Annotated in this window: 11 protein-coding genes; 6 read left to right on the top strand and 5 right to left on the bottom strand. The window is 51.9% G+C overall.

Annotated features, from left to right (window positions below; translation table 11 throughout):
* Positions 1–28 precede the first annotated feature (28 nt).
* From CA13_RS16490 to CA13_RS16480, 3 genes are read right to left on the bottom strand one after another with little or no spacing between them, the layout of a single operon-like run.
* Positions 29–1,108, bottom strand: a complete 1,080-nt coding sequence (locus CA13_RS16490) for a lipid II:glycine glycyltransferase FemX (protein WP_419194454.1) — start codon at positions 1,106–1,108, stop codon at positions 29–31.
* On the bottom strand, positions 1,105–7,362 hold the full coding sequence (locus CA13_RS16485) for an amino acid adenylation domain-containing protein (RefSeq protein ID WP_419194453.1): 6,258 nt from the start codon (positions 7,360–7,362) through the stop codon (positions 1,105–1,107). The genes CA13_RS16490 and CA13_RS16485 overlap by 4 nt, the downstream gene beginning before the upstream one ends.
* A 10-nt stretch (positions 7,363–7,372) precedes the next feature.
* The gene (locus tag CA13_RS16480) at positions 7,373–12,304 is read right to left on the bottom strand and encodes an HAD-IIIC family phosphatase (protein WP_419194452.1); all 4,932 of its coding nucleotides are present in this window, start codon (positions 12,302–12,304) and stop codon (positions 7,373–7,375) included.
* Between the two features lie 485 nt (positions 12,305–12,789).
* On the opposite strand from CA13_RS16480, the gene CA13_RS16475 reads away from it, so the two are divergent.
* From CA13_RS16475 to CA13_RS16465, 3 genes are all read left to right on the top strand, one after another.
* On the top strand, positions 12,790–13,968 hold the full coding sequence (locus CA13_RS16475) for a polysaccharide deacetylase family protein (protein WP_146398402.1): 1,179 nt from the start codon (positions 12,790–12,792) through the stop codon (positions 13,966–13,968).
* Positions 13,947–14,909: a hydroxypyruvate isomerase family protein gene (locus tag CA13_RS16470; RefSeq protein ID WP_146398400.1), complete on the top strand. Its 963-nt coding sequence runs from the start codon at positions 13,947–13,949 to the stop codon at positions 14,907–14,909. Before CA13_RS16475 ends, CA13_RS16470 begins: the two co-directional genes overlap by 22 nt.
* Positions 14,910–14,985: 76 nt before the next feature.
* Complete coding sequence (locus CA13_RS16465; RefSeq protein ID WP_146398398.1) at positions 14,986–16,977, top strand: NAD(+) synthase; 1,992 nt, start codon at positions 14,986–14,988, stop codon at positions 16,975–16,977.
* A gap of 39 nt (positions 16,978–17,016) precedes the next feature.
* On the opposite strand, the gene CA13_RS16460 is transcribed toward CA13_RS16465, so the two are convergent.
* Both CA13_RS16460 and CA13_RS16455 read right to left on the bottom strand, forming a co-directional pair.
* Positions 17,017–20,625, bottom strand: coding sequence for a hypothetical protein (locus CA13_RS16460; RefSeq protein ID WP_146398396.1), 3,609 nt, complete (start codon positions 20,623–20,625; stop codon positions 17,017–17,019).
* Between the two features lie 291 nt (positions 20,626–20,916).
* A complete protein-coding gene (locus tag CA13_RS16455) occupies positions 20,917–21,339 on the bottom strand; it encodes a secondary thiamine-phosphate synthase enzyme YjbQ (protein ID WP_146398394.1) in 423 nt (140 codons plus the stop codon).
* Between the two features lie 481 nt (positions 21,340–21,820).
* Between CA13_RS16455 and CA13_RS16450 the strand changes: the two genes are divergently transcribed.
* From CA13_RS16450 to CA13_RS35290, 3 genes are all read left to right on the top strand, one after another.
* On the top strand, positions 21,821–22,045 hold the full coding sequence (locus CA13_RS16450; RefSeq protein WP_146398392.1) for a hypothetical protein: 225 nt from the start codon (positions 21,821–21,823) through the stop codon (positions 22,043–22,045).
* A 470-nt stretch (positions 22,046–22,515) separates the two neighbouring features.
* Entirely contained in the window at positions 22,516–22,956 is a 441-nt protein-coding gene (locus CA13_RS16445) for an iron-sulfur cluster assembly scaffold protein (protein WP_146398390.1), read from the top strand.
* On the top strand, positions 22,956–23,672 hold a 717-nt coding region (locus CA13_RS35290; RefSeq protein ID WP_419194451.1), incomplete at its 3' end, for an aminotransferase class V-fold PLP-dependent enzyme. The genes CA13_RS16445 and CA13_RS35290, both read left to right, overlap by 1 nt.

The following is a 23,672-nucleotide window of genomic DNA, read 5'->3' as shown; positions in this document are numbered from 1 at the left end:
TGGTGAGTCCGTTTGGAATACGCGAAAGCTACGTATTGTATCGGTACAGAATCTTGCCAGCGGTTCGGCAGACGATGGATGGCGTGTGGCGAATCGTTGCTCGTGCGAACGTCATTGCCAGCGAATCAGAGCGATTGATGGCGACATTTCCGACAACGCAATCATTGAAGAGCGGATACTCCGTTGCACCCCATTTACGCTTGAATCGACGAAGTCCGGTTTCGACCTCACGGGAGGTACCGAAATCGAATGTGTCGAGTGAACGGTCCACCGCATCACAGATAGCGTTGCCGACAAGAAAATCATTGGGCCGTAAATGAAGGGCTGCTAATTCGGATGCTGCGTACTTGAAAACCATCGTCTTCCCGTAAACCAGAAACACGCCCACCGAAACAGGATCGCCTTGATGGGATACTGTCGCCACAAAACCGAGACCGGTCGCTATAAGTTCCCGATAGAGGCGATTGAAGAAGCTTCTAGGCTGGACGGGAATACCTAACCGATGCCGTGTCTTGACATGTATTTGATAGAAGGTATCAAGTGCCGCTGCATCTTGGCTAACACTGAACTGAAGGTTTGCTTTTTGACCCTTTCGAAGATTCGATTTCAAACTTCTGGCATAACCCCGTTCAATTTCTGACATTGATCTTGTTAGATCGAGTTCGTGCCGAACAATGCCACTGGGTGTGCAGCTAAATCCAAGTGGTTGGTCGGTTTTATTGACGACACAGTAATACGAAGAGAAATTGGTTGCTTTGAGACCATCGCGCAGAGCCAGCAGACTTTCCGCATCGGAACCAAGCACCCGCAGATTGTCGGTAAAAGGAAGCGAGACAAGTTTTCTTTGTCTCCGCAGCGTACTCGTTCCTAAGAACGGAAGACCTGCCATCACTTCACCTGCTTTAACCCAAGCGTAAATGTGCGCTGGGAATTTGTACTGTTTGCTGATCAAACTTAACCAGCGTGCGTGATGAAAAATGGTTCTCTCAGGCTGCGTGTTTACAAACTCTTGCCACCGCGCAAGTGGAATACGTTCGAGTGAACCTCGCGGATTTGGCATGTCCTCGACAGGATCATTGCGTCTGGATTGTAATTCAATTTGTGTCATTGCACGAACGATTCCTTGACTCGTTCCAACGAAACGCCATTCTGAATGGACTTTTCCGGCACACCCCATTGGTGCGGACTCAAACGACGCTGAACTTGACTCGCCAAATCTTGGACATACGGTTCCATCAACATCCCGGCGGGATAAACATCTAATTCGACCACCTCAAGATCATCAACGAGTCCGTTTCCCCACCCCAGCGATGGATCTTCGTAACCGGCATAGGCTTTGCATGGTCTAAACAGCGTCACTCGGCCACCATAACGTTGCGGAACGTAAGACTCATTTGCTTTGTCATTGATCCTTTCCAACAATTGCAGCGGCGGGTTTTCACGAAGTTTCAATGCACACGCGATGCTTGAATAGGAAACCGCCGTTCTACGAAACAACCGACTGCGAAGCTCAGCAAGCTTACCCCTCAGGAACGCATAAGCGCCACGGGGACCACGGCGGACCAAATTCGCGGCATGAAAACCAATGTTTTGCAGTCGTCGGTAGTTTGCTGAAACAAAGGTCTCTTTGAACTGTTCCGTCGTGGTGTCAAAGAGCCCAAGCAGTTCGATTTCTTCACCCTCGGCCGACAATTGTTGCGCCATTTCATAAGCGATCGCTCCTCCCAGACAGTAGCCGCAAAGATGATAAGGGCCGTTGGGTTGGACTTTGCGAATTTCCTCGACGTACTCCGAAGCCATATCACGAATCGTGGTGTGAACGGAAAGCTCTCCATCAAGACCTCGCGACTGCAATCCATAAACAGGTTGATCATCGCCAAGTCGCATCGCCAATTCACGATAGAGCATCACATTGCCGTGTGCTGCATGAACACAAAACAGAGGCGGTTTGTTGCCGCGTTCTTGTATTGGCACCAAACAGTGCCATCTTGGCCTCCAATCTTTCCGCTTCATGAGCTCGGCAAATTGTCGGACCGTTGGCGCAGTCAACAAAGTCGCCAGCGGTACCCGTTCTCCGAATCGTTTTTCAAGTTCGAGCATCATTCGAGCGGCGAGCAATGAGTGGCCACCTGCATCAAAAAAGTCGTCATCCCGTCCAATCCGATCCAACTTCAATGTGCGTTTCCAAATATTGGCGATTTCCATTTCCGTGTGGTCTCGCGGAGCCGTGTATCCGACTGATAATTGCTCACGATCCAAAACTGGCTTAGGCAATGCACGGCGATCGACTTTCCGATTCGGCGTCATCGGCAACTCTTGCAACATGACAAAGATCGACGGGATCATGTATTCAGGCAACGTTTGACGTAGAAATTCTCGTAAATCCAATGGCGATGGCGACTCCGAATGGGGATCGGGTACACAATACGCCACAAGCGATGCGTCCTCACCATCCGGACTAACCACAACGACGGCCTGGTTTAAATCGGGATGCTTCGACAGTTCATGCTCGATTTCATCGAGTTCAATTCGGAAGCCTCGGATCTTGGCTTGATGGTCGAGCCGGCCAAGAAAATCCAATGTGCCATCAGCCCGATATCGAGCTTGGTCGCCCGTATCATAGATCCGCAACTCCGATTGATTCCGAAACGGATGGGCGATGAACTTTTCGGCGGTGAGTTCAGGTAAATGTCGATACCCGTGTGCCAACCCTGATCCACCGATAAACATTCTCCCTGCCACTCCAATCGGTACTGGTCGGTGGCGTTCGTCTAAAACAAAGATTTCCGTATTCGCAATCGGATGTCCGATGTTAACCGTTTCACTCGACTGAATTTGACGAACCGTCGACCAAATCGTCGTTTCGGTTGGTCCATACAAATTCCACACCGAATCACCACGATCAAGTAATTCGCGAGCAAGCGCATTGGGCATCGCTTCACCGCCACACAGAATTTTCAATCCTTGCTTGCCATGCCACCCCGAATCGATGAGCATTTTCCAAGTGGCCGGCGTCGCTTGCATCACCGTCGTTTGTAGTGCTTCAATGTGCTGACTCAGACGCGGGCCATCCATAGCCTCCTCACTCGAAACTAAAACGACACGTGCACCGCTTACAATCGGCAAAAAGATCTCCAATGCCGCGATATCAAAAGAAAGCGTCGTGACACTCAATAGAACATCGTTCTCATTCAATCCCGGTTGATGCTGCATCGAGCACAGGAAATTCGTCAGCGAACTGTGACCAATCTCCACTCCCTTCGGCTTTCCCGTGGAACCAGACGTATAGATCACGTAGGCGACTTGGTCTGGCGAAATAGAAACTTCAAGGTTTGCAACATCCGCTGCAAACGATTCATGCAAATCCTCATCCACTAGAATGCGATTTGCATGCGGAGCGATCTCAGCAGTAGGAAGCGACTGCTGAGTCACAATCACGGACAACTCCGCATCTTCCGCCATCATTGCAAGTCGTTTAGCGGGGAAGTTCGGGTCAAGCGGCACATACGCCGCCCCCGCTTTCAAAATGGCGAGGGTTGCAATGACCATCCACTCGGAACGTTCTAAATGGACGCCAACAAGATCCCCGGAGTTCACGCCAACGGATTGAAGATGACGGGCCAGCCCATTTGCGAGTTCGTTGATTTGTTGGTAAGAAAATTGGCGATCATCAGCAACCACAGCAACTCGACCTGGTGTCGAGTGAACTTGTTGCTCGAACATATTGTGAACTGGTTTTGCATTAGAATGGACAGTATTCGTACTGTTCCAATCGACAAGAATCTGATGACGTTCATGGTCACTGAGCAGACTAATCTCACCCAATGACTGCGACGGATCTTTCGCAATCTCTTGCAACAATGTTTCATAATGCCCCACCCATCGGCGAATCGTGTCTTCGTCATATAGGGCAGTACTGTAGTCGAGATATAGCTCCAAACCATCCGCAGTTTCGTTCAAGTTAAAGAACAGGTCGAATGTTGATGCTCGTTTGACCGTTTGTGCAACCTCGACTTCCAAGCTTGGAAACTCTAGACCCATTCCATCGCGGTCAAAGTTAAAGTTGATCTCGACCAGTGGCAGTCGACTGGGATCACGCGGAATCCGCAACTCGCGAACAATCTTGCCAAGCGTACATTGCTGGTGGTCGAAGCCGTCGAGAACTTGTGTTTGGGTAGCAACCAGGAATCGATCAAACGAATCGTCCAACTTGATTTGCGACCGTATCGGCAACAGATTCACGCAGTGGCCAACAAGACATTGATTCACCTGCAAGACTTGACCTGCGGTGGGAATTGAAACAACGATATCGTCCTGACCGGACAACCGAGCAAGCAGGACGTTTAGTACAGCAAACGTCATCGAAAACAGCGTCACCTTTTTCTCCGCTGCTGTTTTCTTCATCGCCTGATAGGTGTCATCCTTAAAATGATGGATCAACGTACTACCAGCAAAGCTCTTTACAGCGGGGCGAGGACGGTCAACGGGCAATTCGAGCGGGGCTGGCGGGTCGCGGTATTGGTCCCTCCAATAAGAGAGCGCCTCGGTGGATTCATCCTGGGCCGCCAATTCCATCGCTGCGTAATCGCGATAGTCAGCAGGTTCGGCCAACTGAATATCACGCTGTTCGGCAGTCGCCGTATAGGCCTCGGCGATTTCCGACAACATCAAGTTTGTCGACCAACCATCACTAACGATATGGTGCGCAGAAACGAATAGGATGTGCTCGTCATCGGCTAATTGGGTCAATGCCAAACGGATCAGCGGTCCCGCTGAAAAGTCGAACGACTTTGAACCAAGTGTGCCAGCGAATTCGGCGAGCGAGGTGTTTTGCTGGTCCGATGGGATACCGCGAAGATCGTGCCGGTCAATCGTGACTGGCTGTGGATTATGTACTTCTTGGTATTGCCCATCCGCGGCAATGCGATAGTGGAGCGTCTTGTGTCTGGCAACAACTGTTTGAATCGCATCACATAGAATCGCACAGTTCAACTGGCCCCGAAAACGAACCGAAAACGGTTCATTGTATGAACACGAAGCCTCATTTCCCATTTGAGACGTGACCCAAATTTCAAGCTGGGCTTCGGTCAGCGGGAATCTCAGACACTTTTTTTTTTCGAATAGCGGCGATTGCGTCGTCGCTGAACTTTCGATTTTCTGAGTATCGGAAGACCGAGGGTCGGGCAAGAAACCACCTTCACGAATCTCATTGCAACTGTCTTTTACTGCTTCGATAATCCGCTCGATGTCCGTATCGCTGTGTGCCGTCGACAAGAAACAATTATCACCCCAACCGCGTGTAAAAACACCTCGATCCAAGAGGTGGAAGTAGAGCAAGTCCGCATATTCCATCGTTGGTGGAAACATGAAGCGAAATAGCGAAGTGAACTGGGCAACGCGAAGGGGATAGAGTTCTTTTTCAAAGAATTGATTCAGCGAATCGACAAGGTAGGTTGTCTTTTCAGTAAGTCCCTTTTGGAGCTCTGGGCCTGATTCTTTCACCTTCATTAATACTTGGTGTGCCGCAGTGATCGCGAGCGGGTGTCGCACAAATGTTCCGGCATAGAACGTCATATCTGCCGTTGGTTCGGAATCGTCTTCGTAGCGCCAATTGCCGCCATCAAGTGCATCCATGTATTTGGCGGAGCCTGCCAACGCACCGATCGGCAATCCGCCACCGAGGACTTTCCCATAAGTTGCCATGTCGCCCCAAACGCCAAACCATTCCTGGGCACCACCCGGCGCGGCTCGAAACCCGGTAATGACCTCGTCCATGATCAAGGCGATGTCATTTTCCTCGGTGATCTGCCGAACCTCCTGCAAGAATGCCTTCGGCTTCATAAAAGGATTTGCACTCTGCACAGGTTCAACCAAAACAGCAGCAATGTCATCAGCGTTGTCACGAATCGCTTGTAACGCTTCGTCGGTCCCATAATCAAGGACGATTGTGAGATCGGCTAATGGTTGCGGGACGCCCGGCGCAGCGGGCTGCGAGCGTCGCTTGTTACCCATCGTTATCGACCGAACAAGAACCTGATCAAAATTGCCGTGATAGTCTTTGTTGAAGAAAACGATCTTTGATTTGCCTGTCACAGTTCTGGCTAAACGCATCGCCGCCATCACGGCTTCGGAGCCAGTGTTGCAGAACGAAACGCGACTCTTTCTTGAAAAGTCACAGAGCAGTTGGGCAACTTCACCAGCAAGTGGCGATTGCGGGCCGACTTCGACACCCTTTGCTAACTGCTTCGCAATCGCTTCGGTGATAAAGTCGGGTGACTGGCCGAATAGGTTCAACCCAAAGCCCATGGCAATGTCGATGTATTCGTTTCCGTCGATGTCCCATAGCTTGCTGCCTTTGGATCGGTCCACGGAAATTTGATAAACCATCGCTTTCCAAATCCGTCGATAACCAGCGACGCCGCGCGGGTCGGCAAAGTGACCACGGTGTTGCTGCGCATGCTTGCGCGACTTGGCAGTGCGATTTGTAAAACGAGCAATCAAGTTATCGAGATGACGCTGTTGTTGGTCAGTTAGCCCACCATCGGGCGCACGACGAACCGGTTTGAACGGTCCAAATCGCTCGAGAATTTGCGTCTTGGGAGCGGAGTCGAGCGGTGCGGACACGACGGGCTTTGTCGAGCCGTTTGGAGAGGGGCTTGCCGAGCTAATTTGCGAGCTGCTTGCTGAACTGCTTACCGAGGGACTTGCCGTTTGGGAGACCTGCGGCGCGACCGCGGATGCTCTGGTGGAGGGTGTCGGCGCAGCAGGTCTTGCCCCAGCGAGGAGTTGCAACTGCAAACTCATCAATTCGTTTTGCTGTGCAATAATTTGCGACAGACTCGCTCGATCCTGAGCTGCACTTGGTCCGGTGCCAATCGGCATCGGTGGCAGCGCCGCCGCGGCTTGCACGGGTAAATTCCGAATATCGGGTGGATTCGGAATAACAGGCGAAGCCGGATGAATAGGCGGAGCCGAAAGATCAGCAGACGCCGTGTTTGTGGGCTGGCTCGAATCTGCTATCACCGATGGTTCGTTGACAACGATCGGTTCGGTAGCGGGCGTTTCAGCAGGCTGTCCCCCCACGACAAACTCATCGGGAAGGCGCTGAGCGACATACGCAATTAACGCGTTGATCGTGGGGATCTCTTCGATCAGCTGACGAAACGTCACTTTTACTTTTAGCTGACTCTTGATCTTCTGGCTGAACTGCACAAGAAACAACGAGTCGAGCCCCAGTTCCGCAAAGGAAGCTTCCTGATCAAGTTCGCTGAGCTCAAAACCCGACGCCTCACTCAGCAATGATCCAATCGCAGATTCTGCTGACGCTTTTCGGTCGCTCGTTCCAGTAAGAAGTTTTCCCAATTTTGTGTCCCTAGCTGTTCCAAACTGCAAGTTGTTGCTTCATCAAGTGCAATTGTTGCTTGATGACTTGTTCGATGATTTCATCTTGTTCACCATCTGTAACGCGATTATCAGTATCTCGATCCGCTTGATCGTTCACCATTTTCGCGGCTTGCGGCGTTTCCGGCGGACTGATTTCAACATTAGTATTATCACCTTGAGTGTTTTCATCAAACCAAAAGCGTTTTCGTTCGAATCGATAAGTCGGCAGGTGAACTCGCTTTCGCGGCACTTCACCGAATAGCGATTCCCAATCAATGTTGGTTCCTGATTGCCAGAGGCGTCCGAGCGTCGACATGAAGTGAGTTGCCGCTGAAGCGGATAGCTTTGCGTGCGGAAGCGATGACAACACGGTGCGTTTAGCAGGAAACGCCGGATGCTGGCGAGCCAACGTACTCAACGTTTGTCCTGCGCCTACTTCCAACAACGAGCTTTCACTTTCTGTTAATAGCCGCTCGACCGCATCGGTGAACCTAACGGTTTTACGCAGGTGCATCGACCAGTACAATGGATCAATCGCCTGTGCAGACGTTAGCATTTCGCCTGTAACCGAGGAAACAATGGGGGTTTTTGGCGGGCTTAACTCGAGAGCCCTCAACAGTTCCGCCATTGGCTCGACCGCCGGTTGCATCATTTCCGAGTGAAATGCGTGGGATGTATGTAGCGGCCGGCAAACGACTTCATCGGATTCAAGCTTTTCCCTCAGTTGCTCGACCGCCTCGCTCGGCCCCGCCACAACGCAGAGCGACGGGCCGTTAATCGCAGCCAATTCGACATTGGTTCCGACAAGCCGCTCGGTGATTTCGGGCTCCGTTAAACGAACCGCCAACATACTGCCGGCCGGCAACGCCTGCATGCTCTTGGCTCGAAATGCAATGAGCCGCAACGCATCCGGCAGCGAAAAGACACCAGCCAAGCAAGCCGCAACAAACTCACCAACGCTATGTCCAATCATTTTCTCGGGAACGATCCCGAGGTTTTCGAATCGTTTCGCCAATGAATACGAGACCGTAAAAATTGCTGGCTGCGCGATTGTGGTTTGATTGACTTCACTACTTGCAGCAGCCGATTCCGTGACAAACAGCTTGCTCTTTAAATCAAACCCTATATGTGGCTCAAGCAGTTCGCAGCACTCATCAAAGTGTGCTCGGAAGACACTGTCGGACTCATAAAGTCCGCGGGCCATGTTGACGTGTTGGGCTCCCTGGCCTGGGAACATGAACGAAACCGGCACGCCGCGACGCACCTGATGTCGCGTGAAAACGGAACCGCTCTTGAGTTCACACAATAATTCCTGAGCTTCGGCGAGAGTATCGGCCACAAAAATACGTGAATAGTTCTGTGCTTTTCGACCGACGGCGAGCGTATAAGCAACATCTGCCAGATTGAGTTCCGGTTGCTGTTTCAACGCACCGGCTAAATCCGCAGTGATCGCGTCGAGAGTTTCTTGACTTCGTGCAGAAAGCATCAACAATTGCGGCCCCCTAGCGGGAGCGGATGGCTGTTCCACCGGCGCTTCCTCGAGAACCACGTGGGCGTTGGTTCCCCCGACACCGAACGAACTGAGGCCAGCTCTTCGTGGTGTACCATTCGATTTCCATTCTTGTTGTTTGGTGGCAACATAGAACGGCGTGCTTTCGAAATCGATATTCGGATTCGGTCGATTGAAGTTCAGACTCGCAGGAATCTTTCCGTGATGCATGGATTGGCAAATCTTGATGATTCCCGTCACGCCGGCAGCCACATCAAGATGCCCGATGTTGGTTTTGAGAGAACCAATCGCACAATATTGATTACGATCGGTTGTCTCGCGAAACGCCTTCGTTAGCGAAGCCACTTCAATCGGATCACCGAGCGCCGTTCCGGTTCCGTGAGCTTCGACATAGCTAATCGAGTCGGCAGAAATCCCAGCCTTACGGTGCGCCATTCGAATGGCTTCGGATTGCCCTTCGACGCTAGGCGCGGTATAGCCCATCTTTGAATGCCCGTCGTTGTTGATTCCCCAACCACGGATGACGCCGTATATCGGGTCACCGTCGGCGACTGCATCCTCGACTCGCTTCAACAAGACGGCGCCGACCCCTTCGCCAAACACCGTTCCGCGGGCGTCTGCGTCAAACGTCCGGCAAACGCCGTCGGGCGAAACCATACCACCATCGCTGTAGAGATAACCTCGTTTTTGCGGCAGTTTCAACGTCGAACCGCCCGCTAATGCCATTTCGCATTGGTACAATTGCAGTGCCTGGCAGGCTTGAACCACTGCGACGAGCGAAGTGGAGCACGCCGTTTGCACCGTCATGCTTGGCCCACGCAGATTCAATAGAAACGAAACTCGCGTCGCCAAATAATCTTTATCGTTGCCAAGTTCCGTCAGCAAATCGCCACCGTGAAACGAGTTCGCTAAACTTTCAAGCAGTTTCGGGTTGCTCGCCAAACTTGCTAACGTATAGGTGTTCATATAACAGCCCGCGAAAACTCCAACCGAAGCATCGACGGCGTCAGGACAGTAGCCCGCATCTTCCAACGCGTGCCAGCAAGTTTCAAGCATCAAACGATGCTGTGGATCCATCACCTGAGCTTCCTTGGGAAAGATCCCAAAAAACCTCGCGTCGAACTTATCGGCATCGTTGACGGTCGCTGCTTTTCGCACTAAGCCCGGGTGTTTTCGCAGCGGGCTATCCGGCGGAAGATTGAGTTCCTCATCGGATATCTCCGTTATCGAATTCACTCCATTGATTAGGTTTTCCCAAAACTGAGCAACATTGTCCGCCCCAGGAAATCGGCCCGCCATCCCGATCACTGCGATTCCGTCCGAAGAATTGCGATGTTGCGAATCGTTCTGTGGCATCGACAACGCCGGCGCAGGTGAAGTCATTCTGGTTTTATCTGTACCTTGAAGACGATTGGCGATCTCGCGAATTGTCGACAACGTATAGAGTTCGGTGATTGGGATTTCCGTACCAAGCTGTTGAACAATCTGACTATGGATTTGCACGACATGTAGCGAAGTGCCTCCGAGGTCGTGCAGAGAATCGTCCGTTCCCACTTGGCAAATATTGAGCACTTCCGAGCAAATGCGAGATAGTTTGGTTTCAATCTCATTCGCTGGAGTGACGTACGAAACGCTCAAATCAGGTCGCGGTTCGGCAAATGTTGCCAAATAGTTTTGGATTTGCTCAACCGATTGGAAGTCGGTCGCAATTCGGCTTAGAACTTCCGAATCTCCGCTGCTCGGAGTTGAGTCAACCGTGGCAACCGAAACTGCAGTGTGCTGCCCCTCGCTCTGTCCCGACTCCGCTGCCGACAGAGGATCGAGTTGCCTAAGCAATGCCGATGGGAAACAATATTCAATGCCTTGCAGGCTCTGGGAACCGAAACCCTCGCCAAGACTTTCCAAAAAGATTGCTGCCGGTGTGTTACGTTCACCAGACACGAAGGGAAAGGTCACCTCGCTTAAATTCAATTCAAGTGCAAGCTCGCCTAATCGACGCATCATGTGATGTTCGACACCACGACCGAGTGCACGGCAACTTAGCAAGAACGAATCCACCAACAGACTTCGTTCTTGTTGTCGACAGAGCATAAGACCGACAAAGCCATAATCGCCGAACTTGTCCGACACATCCACTGCGAACGCGAAATACTCAGAGGAAGAAACCAGGGCGCGAAGTTCGGGACCAGTTCTTCGAAGAAGCGAACTATTAAATTGGTTCGTTCGCTGGGTCAACTGAGACATACGCTCCAGATTTGTTTCGTTGACTTGCTCAAAGCGGACCACTAGCTCTAAGTCCATCAAGAATTGACGGAGCGACACGGAGGATTGACGCACATCTCGGCGTTGCAGCTCCGCCAAATAGCCGTCTGCTCGACCACGATCGTCCGTTGTTATCTTCGGACGGTCGAGTGCCCAAACATGTCGCAGGAACGACGGAATCCGATTCGGCGAAGGAACCTGAATAGCCAGAACGGAAGGGCAACGCGAACGAACTTCTGCGATTTCAATGTGGTTGTCGTCAAGCAACAGGAAGCTATCGAGACCGAGGCCAAGTTTGCTAGCCAATTGTCGCAGGTTTTCCGATTTTGGCTTCCAATTAATCTCGGATGCAGCGATATGCTCACGACGGAGCAGCATGGACGGGTTCTGTTCAAAAACATCCCATACATCTTGCTCATGGTTCTTGCTACACAGTGCAAGAAGCATTCCGTTGGCTCGCAAGTCAAGCATCTGACGTTGGAGGTTTCGGAACGGCTCCCCCACCTCAACGCCACGACTACCGAGTTCACCGCAAGCTCCACTCCACAGGGTGTTGTCACAATCGAGCACGACAACCTTCGTTGGCGGGCGAAGGATTGCATGAATACGCCTGGTAATCATCGTTCCCAGCGAGGCGTAGAAAGGTCGAGTGTATGGCACATGGCCCGTTCGATCGGCCACTTTGTCAAAGTAGTCGTTAACGGGGTACGTATCCATCAACTCCCTGGTCGACGTCAGGTAAAGCCCCACAACATCCGCCAACTCGGCCGTGATTTGAAGCTCGACCTGTCGCGTGATTTGCGACACTTGCTCGGGTGCATCCGGCGAGTCTGGGCAAAAACAAATCAGGGTCGGGCTCGAGCTTTGCGTCGCAAACTCGCGCACCTTTTGGCTGAATTCGTTGCCTCGTTCAACCAATCCTTCGATTGATGACTGCGTCCAATCCTGTAGCCTTATTAGCAGTACATTGAATCCCCCTGCGTCTTTAACCAACAGACTGCGAGGATCGATCAACGATTGGATTACTTGGTTGTAAGCTGCGAATTTAACCGTAAACGGCTGATTCAAATCGCGCAACCACACCGACAGCGGCAAGCGGATAGGCTCGGCTGTGAATGTTGCAGAAATGGCGAGGACAGCTTCATTCAAGCGAGCTTCCATTAATTATTCGTTCGACTCTTAAAGACACGCGGGTATATACATAAAAGCGTAAGCCGACGTTTGGATCCGAAACGGATAATCCATACTATCTTAGAAAATGGCGGAAGCAAGCAAACACGCCTTGAGTAACAAAATGATTCCACTAAATTGCTGCTTTTCGCATAACGAAGTGGCCTTCGCGGCCCTGATTTCTTAGCAACAAAACGCCTCTGTTAGCTTTGATTGGCGGAAATGCCGCTAGGAATATCGCATTTACTGTCTAATCTAGGCGATCAGCAGTATAGTCGGTGTCTATCGTAGAATAGCTTTCCCTACCACTATGCTCGTGAGTCTTTCCTCGTTCTTCTCCCAACGATGATGTTATTTATCCGGATCCGTCCTGTAGGTTCCCAACAGTCATTCGCGCGTTTAATCGTGCCAAATTCAAATCGCGGCCTCCGTCGATCCAACCCATTTCCGGAGGTACTATGAAAATGAGTGACTCCGGTGAAATGCCAACAGCCAAGCTTGGTCCCTCGTCCACCGGAGTGCGTTTTGCTTTCGGGGGCCGCGCGGGCCAAGTGCTACAGGACCATTTTGAACGAGATGTTCACCTTGCGGTGCTGTCCGCAAAATTCAAGCTCTATTATCGGTTACGTCCTTTTATCCCGATTCCACTGCGGCAATGGCTACAGCGCGGACGCAATCAATCGATTGAGGTTTCCCAGTCTTGGTACTTGCCAATCGACTTCTTGAATGATTTCCAAACTGCGATTGAGAGGGAAGGTGACGCAGTTGCCATTCATCCATGGCCCGATGGATTCCAGATGGCGGTTTCGTTGACCCATGACATCGAAACGGCGCAAGGAATGAAATGGATTGACCAGTTAGCCGCGATGGAAGAAAAGCTCGGCTTGCGTTCGTCGTGGAACGTGGTTCCTTACAAGTACAAAGTCGATCCATGCATCATCAAAGACTTGCAACAGCGGGGCCATGAGGTTGGCATTCAGGGATACAACCATGACGGTCGCCTTTACGAATCACGGCGGACGTTTATGCGTCGCAGTGGTTCCATCAATAAGGCGATCGCAAAATACGGAAGCGTTGGTTTTCGTTCGCCGATGGTCCATCGAAATTTCCAATGGCTCCAAGACTTGGACGTCCAATACGACGCGTCGAGCTTCGATACAGATCCATTTCAGGCGATGCCTGGTGGAGTTGGCGGGGTGTGGCCATTTATGGTGGGAAAGTTTGTGGAGCTACCCTACACGCTTCCGCAAGACCATACACTGATGGTTTCACTTGGTGAGACAACACCTCGGATTTGGCTTAAGAAGCTTGAATTCCTACGAAGCATGGCCGGTATGGCGATGGTGATTACCCATCCCGATTATCTCGACTCGCCGAAGCGGCTTGAGATTTATCGTCGATTCCTCGACCACGTTGCCGAGCAGACGGATTGCTGGAAGGCATTACCACGTGACGTGGCAAGTTGGTGGCGGCAACGAGACGAACTCGAAATCGTTGACGATCGAATCGTAGGCTCTTTGGCCTCGCGGGCTCGCTTGTGGCCTCTGCATGAGTTGGCCGCTATAATGCAGGTCGCCTCTCCCACAAGCCCTTCTGTCTCCACACCCGATGCGCTTTCACTATGCAACGAAGACACTTTCTAAAATCAACTGGTGCAACCGCCGCTGCAACTGTACTAGCAGCGACGACCTTGAATGCTCAAGAGGCGGCTCCGCCCGCGAAATCAACGAACACATTCAAACTTGGCTATGCGCCACATGCCGGCATGTTCCGCAACTTGGCGGGCGACGATGTCATCGACCAAATCAAGTTTGCGGCGGAGCAAGGCTTCACCGCTTGGGAAGACAACGGAATGCCAGGCAAACCGCCAGAACTACAAGAGAAAATCGGCAAAACGCTTGATTCACTCGGAATGCAAATGGGTGTCTTTGTTGCATACGGCAGTTTTGATAAACCGACCTTTGCACGTCCCAAGAAAGAAACGACCACTGAGATTCTCGATGCGATGAAGAATGCGATCGAAGTCGCTAAACGCGTCAACGCAAAGTGGTGTACCGTCGTCCCCGGCAGCGTTGATCAACAACATGCCGATGACGATTGGAATCGCTATGGTGGCGGCCGATTAGCAGAAGGCTACCAAACAGCGAACGTGATCGATATGCTTCGCCGATGCACCGAGATCCTCGAACCCGCCGGATTGGTAATGGTACTCGAACCACTCAATTGGTACGCCAATCATGGTGGTGTTTTCTTGCAGCGAAGCGATCAGGCGTACGCGATTTGCCGAGCGGTCAACAGTCCTTCTTGCAAGATCCTCTTCGACATCTATCATCAGCAGATCACCGAAGGCAATTTGATTCCGAACATTGACGCAAGCTGGAGCGAGATCGCGTATTTCCAATCGGGTGATAACCCGGGACGTAAAGAACCGTATTCAGGCGAAATCAACTACCAAAATGTCTTCAAGCACATCCATCAAAAAGGTTTCAAAGGCGTCGTCGGAATGGAGCACGGATTAAGCGAACGTGGCAAAGAAGGGGAACAAAAACTGATTGCGGCGTACCGGCGAGCGGATGACTTTTAGTATTTGGTTTCTCTCATCACGAGGAAATTCTCCTTATATTTATCCGACCAACTTGTAATGCGCTAGGCTCGATTCCTTGTCCAATCACGGTTTCTTTCGAATCTCAACCGCTTCACCCACTGTTCACGTTGCCAATCCAGCAGCCAATGCGGCAGCAATAATGCGGATTATCGACCAAGTCCATTCCGAGTTGATCGTCTTTCCAGAATTGGCGATAACCGGATACACCTGCGGTGATCTCTTTGCAACCGATTCGTTGCTTTCCGCAACATTGGATGCATTGCAGCAACTGGTTGACCACAGTCGCTCGCACCACCGTATCGTGATTGTTGGATTGCCGGCAAGCATCGACGATTCTTTGATGAATGCCGCAGCGGTAATCCATGAGGGTGAAATTCGCGGAATCGTCCCGAAATCATTCTTGCCAACCTATCGTGAGTTCTACGAGGGTCGACACTTTCGGCCTGCATCGGACACGGACCCACTATCGATTGAAATCAACGGGCACTCGGTTCCGTTTGGCACCGACCTGCTATTCCGTTTTGGCGACGCTTTGATTGCCATCGAGATATGCGAGGATCTCTGGACGCCGATACCGCCATCGAGCAAAGCGGCCCTTGCAGGAGCGAACCTGCTGGTGAACTTGTCGGCAAGCAACGAGACGATCGGCAAAGCAGCGTGGCGACGCGATCTACTTCGCAGCCAATCGGGACGATGTATCGCAGCGTACGCCTACGCGTCGGTCGGGCCTGGTGAATCAAGCAGCGACGTGGTATTCGGCGGCCATTGCCTGATTGCCGAAGCAGGAACGATCTTGGCCGAAGGTCGCTCCATTCTTGACGATGCATCCCCCACCAGCGAGACCGAAATCATTGTTTCCTGTGACGTTGATCTTGGAAAACTTGCTCACGACCGCCGCGTGATTGGATCATTCGATGATGGAAAACGCTCACTCGACACAAGCTACCGAACGATCCATCTAGCATCGCATGGAAATCCGAACCGGCTCCAGTTGCGAAAACTGCTTCGGACGATCGACGCTCAACCGTTTGTTCCGAAACAATCGAGCGAGTTGGAGGCTCGTTGCGAAGAGATCTTTGCGATTCAAACCGCAGGACTCACGAAAAGGTTGTCTCGGTTATCACCGACCACTCCTCTATCAATCGGCATTTCCGGCGGGCTCGACAGCACGCTTGCGCTTTTGGTTGCACTGCGGGCCTGTGATGCGATGGAGTTGCCTCGCACTCGCATCCACGGCATCACCATGCCTGGCTTCGGCACGACGAGTCACACCAAAACGAGTGCGGATTCGTTGATGGAATTGTCGGGGATCACGAATGAAACGATCAACATTCGCCCACTTTGCCTTAATACGTTTCTGGCAATTGGCCATCGACCGCTCGGCATCCACATCGACGCATCGACGACTCCGGAACGATTACAAGAATTACTGCAAGACGTCCCTATGGACCAAGCGGATCTAACATTCGAGAATGTACAAGCTCGCATTCGCACGATGCTGTTGATGAGTCGCGGATTCGTGCTTGGCACCGGCGACATGAGCGAACAAGCGCTCGGTTGGTGCACTTACAACGCCGACCACATGTCGATGTACAACGTCAACACATCTATCCCAAAAACGCTCGTACAGTTCTTAGTTCGCTACGTTGCCGACCACTACTTCGAAGGCGAAATGACGGACGTTTTGCACCGCGTCGCCGATACTCCGATTTCACCAGAATTGATGCCTCCCGCTGCAGACGGTTCAATCCGCCAAGAAACCGAAGCATCCATCGGCGCGTATGAGCTTCACGACTTTTTTCTCTACAACTTCGTTCGCTGCGGATTTGATCGCGAGAAAATCCTCTTTTTAGCGAAGCAAGCTTCGTTCAGCCAACCGTTTTCGGCCGAGACAATCGCGATAACATTGGCGACGTTCTTTGATCGATTCTTCAAGAACCAATTCAAACGCAATTGCGTTCCCGATGGCCCGAAGGTCGGCTCGGTCAGCCTGTCACCACGAGGTGATTGGCGAATGCCAAGTGACGCCGACAGCGATGCTTTTTAAAGAGTCAGCGGACCTTTGACTAAATCCAATGTGAATACATCAAAATCGCATTGGTCTTGGAAGCCAATTGCGGATCCGCTGGGCAACCCCATGCGTTTCATCGGGAGCCACTTGATCCGTTTCGGCGTTGGTGGGTGCCTTTACTTTGGCAACCGATGCTGTCTGTATGAGCACACGTGCCCAACGGTTTTTTAGCAGGCGAGCGGAGGGCTCAAGGTTTCCTCGTTGCAATCCCTGAACGGCCAAAAATGCCTGCGTCTGCAATTCGGTTCGTTCTTTGCTGGTAGGAAAAAAGTCGTGCAACCGCACGTCGTCAATCCATATTTTCCCCGGCGACAAACTGTCGATCGTGATTCGCAGTGACTCCACTTTCGATGCATCCAACGAAGCGGCTTCGGAAAGGATTTTTCGTGGCTGCCATTGGCCATTTCGAGGCAATTCAACCTCTTGGCTATATCGGAACGATGCACCCGAGTCAGTCCCTTCGACCGAGACCCTCAGTTTGTGCGGTGTGGTGACCTCACTTGCTTTGGCGCGGCACGCCATCGCCACCGCCAATCGCCCGGACGCCGGTGGTGCAATTGTCTCGCTAACCAGCCAAGTTTGCGAGGCAACCTGCCCATCGGTTGTCATGCACAACGATTGCTTGCCTTCGATCGATTCGTGGCTATCGGTCGTGACCGATCCGGCCGGATACTGGGCATGCATCCAACCCGTGATCCCAACTCCGCCAGCGTCTTCGAAACCGCCGTTGGACAACGCATCGTATGGTTCGCTGTCGGAAAGCGTTCCGAGTTTTTCGACTACCGTGGTCACGTCCGCTTTGATTTGTTCGATCCCTTCCGCGCCACCTTGGACACGTGACGACCATGCTAAGACGTTCTCGGGGAGTTCGGTCTGTGCACTTCGCACCACCTTCAACTCCCCCGTATGCAAACCGATACGCGTAACCAAATTGTCATCGCTCATGGCAAACGACTTTTGCAAATCGCTCGGATCTTGCCAACGAACCGGCTTGCGACAACGGAGTTCAAGCTCGCTCGGCCAAGGAGCGTTGTTTGAAATAAGCAGCACAATGTGGCCGTTTTCCATTCCCCATTGGACACGAACGGTTTGTGTAACCGGATCCGCTGATGCGAATTCCTTCATCGGCGATGATGACAATTCGCCCATCACAAACATCGCCGTACGCAGGCCATCGGACAAACTGGTTTGAATCGCTTCGTAATCGATGACGATCAGCTTTGGATCCAATTGGTTGATCGCATGATTCAAAGTCACTCCCAAGATTCGATCAACCATGGCCGACGTAGGGTAATCAGCCGAAGTCGAACTGCGAATCGCGACGCCAATCCGACCGGAAAGGGGCTCCAGCGACGTGGTTTGTTGAGCGACGAGTTTCTCTGTATCGAGCTGCTTTGATAAGGACGAGTAGGCTCCTCGAAACTGCGTTGCAACGGGCACAATGTTTGAATGAGTGGAAGCGTCTGGCCATGAGGAATCGACCATTGCAGACGCGTTGTTGGTCACAAGTTCCGATTCGGGCAGGTCGACCAACCAAAGTGCCTTTGCGTCACAGCGGGCTGCTATCGCTTCATAGTGCTTCCGCGTCAAATTAATCGCCCAATTGCAATAGGTTTGGAACCCCGTTTGGCTGATCCACGTTTTTAGTTGTTCTAGTGTGAGCGATTCTTGGTCAACCGATTGCGCAAACGCTTGTAAAATCTCATCATTCGGAAGCGACGTTGTCGGAATTGGGCGGCAATGGCTTCGCTTTCCGCACGATATCGCCATCCCACCAAAACAACGATGCGGTTTTGCAACCGCAATCATTTCATCAGTGATTGCAAGGACTGATTCTGAAACAATCGGGTCCACAAATCGGTAGGCCCGTGAATGGCTTTCACCACTCGTTTCCGCTCGACGGAGCGTCATGTTCGGTTCCAACGCGATAACGACTTGGCACCCGAATCGATCCATCAAACTGAGCACCACGTCAAGGTATTGGTCCTCCAAATCGCTGGACTTCTTGGATGAAGCGAATTGTGATGTAGGGAACCATGTTCGGCCATCTTCGTTTGCGCTGACGAGTAGCGTATCGGCACCCAGAACGGCAGCATATTGGCTAATCCGTTCCGTAGCCACGTACAACCGATAAAGTTCTATTGATTCAGTCGTAAGACTGGAGTGTTCCAAAGTGTCCGAGAACGAATGAACCCAGTCGAACCCGTTCAATCGAATCGCCGACGCTCGAGCCGCATCTTTTTCCGGAGAAAAATTTGACGCCGCCAAGTTCGCAGGACCACTTTTAATCTCAATGGACTCAATCGCTGCAGAATCACTGGGGTCGATATTGGACACTCGAATCCGGTCTTGCCCCTGAGGGTAATACAGAATCGATTGAGTCAACCATTTAGGATTGCGGCTCCGTTGTGGATCAACTGCATGACGCTCGTCTTGAATAACATAGTCGGTATGGCACTCGTGGAATGACTGACGACGATTGGCAATCTGGATCCGCAAATGGAGCGACTGGTTCGCGGGATAGCGGATCGTAATGTGGTGAGGGTAACCAATCCGCAGGTTTTTCAAGGCCGTTTCAAACGAGTTGCTTGGCGGAATCATGGTTGTTTTTTCCCCCTCATGCATCCCTTCGGGGAACTCTGCCGGTTCGCTATCCAACCTAGTCTCACTGAGAGTCTTGTCGGGCAACAGCGGTGAAGGAAGGAGCGGGATGGTTCGGAAGGAAAAGAATTGGGGTACGGCCCAATCGGTCGTGTTCGTCAATTTGAGGTGGCTAATCGTTGGCCACGATTCAAAAGCGATCTCACCACCCACAGGAGTCGTTTCGGGAAGCACAACGATGGGCCGAGCGACGCGAACGACCGAATCTTCGCGGCGCCGCAAACGTGACCACAATCGGTCTTCGTTCGTTACTTCATAACGCAGTTCATACACACCCGGTTCGGTTGGGCAACGATTCGCTACGGTAACTGGTTTTGAGTTCCCCTGCGAGTCAATTTCAAATGGATCGGTTTGTGTCGAAACAACCTTCCCATCGCTCGCCCGGATAATCGAACTGACCAAATGAAGAAGCTTTGACTTGCCTTCCACCAATGCGTTACCAACAACACGAGTTTCGATCGGCGTACCCGGTTGGCGAATGATCGAGGGATCGGCAAACGAAACGCGGACCGAATCATTGGCGACACGGCGGAGAACCCATGTGGGATCGGTCTGGCTGTTGACGGTCTCGGAAATCAGTTTTTGCAGCGGTATCCGAGTGACCATGCCAGTGGACACAGATTGCGAATCATCGGGGGTTGTGGCGGCGTCAAACGAGTCAACTCGAACGACCAATTCCGCCGCATCCGAAGCGGTCACTTGGAAACGGGCCCCTCCATTGCCAGTGGCGAATCGCGGTGAAAACGTCCATGATGATGCGTCATCATTCAATTGAAATGCACCGCAAACGGTTGGTTCTTGGCAGCGATTTTCGAGTTCCGACAAAATCGCGGTGCCGTTGCGATCAACGACTTCGACTTGGATTCGCCATCGGTTAGCGAGTTCGGTAGTCCAACTCAGTTCCAGTCGCAAATTGACAGGGGGTTGCAGTTCAGTTTCCGCCGCCTTGAGGGTGCAAGCCAAAAGGCAAACCGAAGCGCAGCACAAAAGAATCGCCCCAAAAAGATGGGTGATTATTGCGTTAGGCCGGCAAAGACGTCCGTGTCTAGCCATGACCGCCACTTGGGCTACCAATCCGTAAAAATGCCAAAATCGTGGGGAACAAGAGGGCAATAACTCTCGGATCACCCACGATACGATTGTGTCCGGCCTGCAGACTACTCAAACCGAAGAGCTCAGGTAAAGGCAGATATTTTTTGCCTCCAGGTTGTCAATAGAGAGGCATTGGCCATCCAGCCCCCCAAAGAAGAGTTGTCAGCGTGGTTCTCCGTTGATCGTGATGATGGCATTGCGACTACTGGCCCGATCGCGGTGCTCGCATAAATAAATGCCCTGCCAAGTCCCCAATTGCAACCTGCCATTGCGGATAGGGATCATCACACTGGCTCCCATCATGGACGCTTTTACATGAGCGGGCATGTCGTCTGGGCCTTCGAGGGTGTGGGCATAGGGAAGGGATTCGGGAACAGCGTGGTTCATTGCGGTCTCAAAATCAACTCGCACGTCCGGGTCGGCATTCTCGTTGATGGTTAGCGAGGCACTGGTGTGTTGTACGAAGACTTGCATCCACCCGACATGAATACCTGCTAGTTCAGGAACCGCATCGACAATGTGGTTGGTAATCAGATGAAAGCCACGACGTGCAGCGGGAAGCCGCAAGGTTTGCTGGATCCACATAATCGAAGAACTCTGTAGAGGGAGGAAATGTCGAAGGGAAAAAACTTTTTTTCTCATCGGAATTAACGGCCTATTCTGGCGTGACCGACTCGTTAGCCTAGTAGTTAACAATCACGCAATCGTAGGAAACACAACAGGCGATTGCTTATCAAGTGCCCCTTCGGACCATCAAAGGATCGCAATGTGGAAGTAAGCCCCCTTGACAATAGCTTGCAAATCGAAGAGCCCCAAATCCCAAGCTAGCACTTGGGTGCGAACGGGGCCGTTCCAGCAAACAAAACCTGTCTAAACTCGCATTGGCGGGGAGACGCCACGGTAAATGTTTGCACAATTTTCTTGACTCTTTTGCCTTCACGTCAATAATCAAGCCGTGCAGACATCTGTGTTGTTCATTGGATTTGGACATTGTTGAAAGTTGGATTGTTTTGGTGCCGCACTCGGCAGGATCGGGTGTTCACCGTCGGGAGATATAGAACGAAGAATGAGTCATTGTAAAAACGTATTTGAAGCGATCTTACGATACGGGCACGATGAAGATTTCGTCCCGCATCAAGATGAGCAATTTGAACCTACGGATGCCCCCGCGGGCAGTCGTGAGAAAATCGAAGTGCTCCGTAAACGTGTCGAACTTGGACAACCCCTTTGGCACACCACCGACCGAGTCGACTATAGCGGTTTGACTGGGGCGATTCGCCCACGCGAGTAAGCAGCGAGTAAAGTAAGCAGCGAGTAAACGAAGCACTCGCCGTGAAGCTCTTTTCTACGGTGGGTGGTTCTCGAGAATCGAGGCAATGACCCCGCAAGGCTAACCGAAGGTCGGTCCCTTAGCCCGCAAGGCCAGCCTTTTTTTGTGATGTGAATACGACCCAGACGCCCTCCGACGTACTTTCGGAGGGCGTTTTTTTTTTGTGTTCAGCGTTTTTGTGTTCAGCGGTGGCAAACACCCAGCCATGATTTCCCCCCCTTTTTTTCACTCCAATTTGGGGTGGTATCGCAGGGCACTTTGAAACGAAATGGTTGTGAAATCAGATCGACGGTGACGAAACAAAAGCGCCGAATGGCAGTTCGCAGGTTATCGAACGACGGGGGCTCGTCGTTTTTTGACATCAAACATAGACTTTATTCAGTAGACTAATGCATTCTCATACTCCGACTCGCTTCCCTCTTTGATCTGAAATGTCACCCAGCGAACACGATATCTACGAAGAACACGTTCTCGACCATTACGAAGACCCTTACCATCGCGGCGCTTTGGATCATCCGACACATTGCGACGAAGGGAATAACCCCCTTTGTGGTGACGTGGTTCATATTGACTTGCGATTGACTCCTGATGGAAAAATTGAGCAGGCATGGTTCGACGGCGATGGGTGTGTGATTAGCCAAGCGTCCGCATCGATGTTGGTCGAAAAGATGGAGGGCAAGACGCTTGACGAGGTCAAAGCGTTTTCGGCCGATGAGATGCTGGAATTGTTTGGCCCCAAATTGACACCTAACCGACAAAAGTGCTGTTTGCTTTCGTGGCGTGTGCTCCAAAGTGCGGTGCATTCGCCTGTGGAGCATGGCGACGACGACGGTCCTCAATTTGGTGGCCCTAGCTTGAGCGAAGAATCGTAATGACGACTGCACCCAGGGCCGAATCTTCATTACCGCTCGCCGTTGACAACTATCGACGTGACTTTCCAATTCTGACTCGTACCGTGACTGGCAATATGCCGCTGGCGTTTCTCGATAACGCCGCAAGTAGCCAACGCCCTAGCGCGGTGATCGATGCAATGTCGGGCTTCTATGAAACGTTCTATGCCAACGTGCATCGAGGCATCCATACGCTCAGCGAAGAATCCACCGATCGCTACGAGCAAGCTCGCGGTGGTGTGGCTTGTTTCTTGAATGCTGAGGACAACTGCGAAGTTATCTTTGCATCAGGTTGTACCGCAGCAATCAACACCGTCGCCCGAACATGGGGTGACGCGAATATCGGGGCGGGCGATGTTGTCTTGCTGACGATTGCCGAGCATCATGCGAACATCGTTCCATGGCATCAACTCGCCGAGCGGACTGGTTGTCGAATCGAGTTCTTACCGATTGACGAAGCATGCTTAATTTCGGACGACGTGGTGGTCGATGCACTCGATCGATGGAAACCGAAACTGTTTGCCTTCACCGCCGCCAGCAATACGCTTGGGACGGAGTTCCCTGTCAAACGCTGGACCCAATTCGCCCACGATCACGGCACAACGGTTTTGGTGGACGCTGCTCAAGCGGCTCCCCATTGCCGAATCGACGTTCAAGATTGGAATGTCGATTTCTTGGCGTTTAGCGGCCACAAGGTT

The organism is Novipirellula herctigrandis, assembly GCA_007859835.1.
Classification (GTDB): Bacteria; Planctomycetota; Planctomycetia; order Pirellulales; family Pirellulaceae; genus Novipirellula_A; species Novipirellula_A herctigrandis.
Note: the sequence above shows the minus strand (reverse complement) of the source record. Positions and strands in the feature narration are given on the sequence as shown.

Excerpts from the sequence above, each read along its gene's own strand:
- CA13_RS16470 (WP_146398400.1), top strand. The coding sequence starts at position 13,947 with ATGCAACGAAGACACTTTCTAAAATCAACTGGTGCAACCGCCGCTGCA.
- CA13_RS16445 (WP_146398390.1), top strand. The coding sequence starts at position 22,516 with ATGTCACCCAGCGAACACGATATCTACGAAGAACACGTTCTCGACCAT.
- CA13_RS16475 (WP_146398402.1), top strand. The coding sequence starts at position 12,790 with ATGAGTGACTCCGGTGAAATGCCAACAGCCAAGCTTGGTCCCTCGTCC.
- CA13_RS16455 (WP_146398394.1), bottom strand. The coding sequence starts at position 21,339 with ATGTGGATCCAGCAAACCTTGCGGCTTCCCGCTGCACGTCGTGGCTTT.
- CA13_RS16450 (WP_146398392.1), top strand. The coding sequence starts at position 21,821 with ATGAGTCATTGTAAAAACGTATTTGAAGCGATCTTACGATACGGGCAC.
- CA13_RS16490 (WP_419194454.1), bottom strand. The coding sequence starts at position 1,108 with ATGACACAAATTGAATTACAATCCAGACGCAATGATCCTGTCGAGGAC.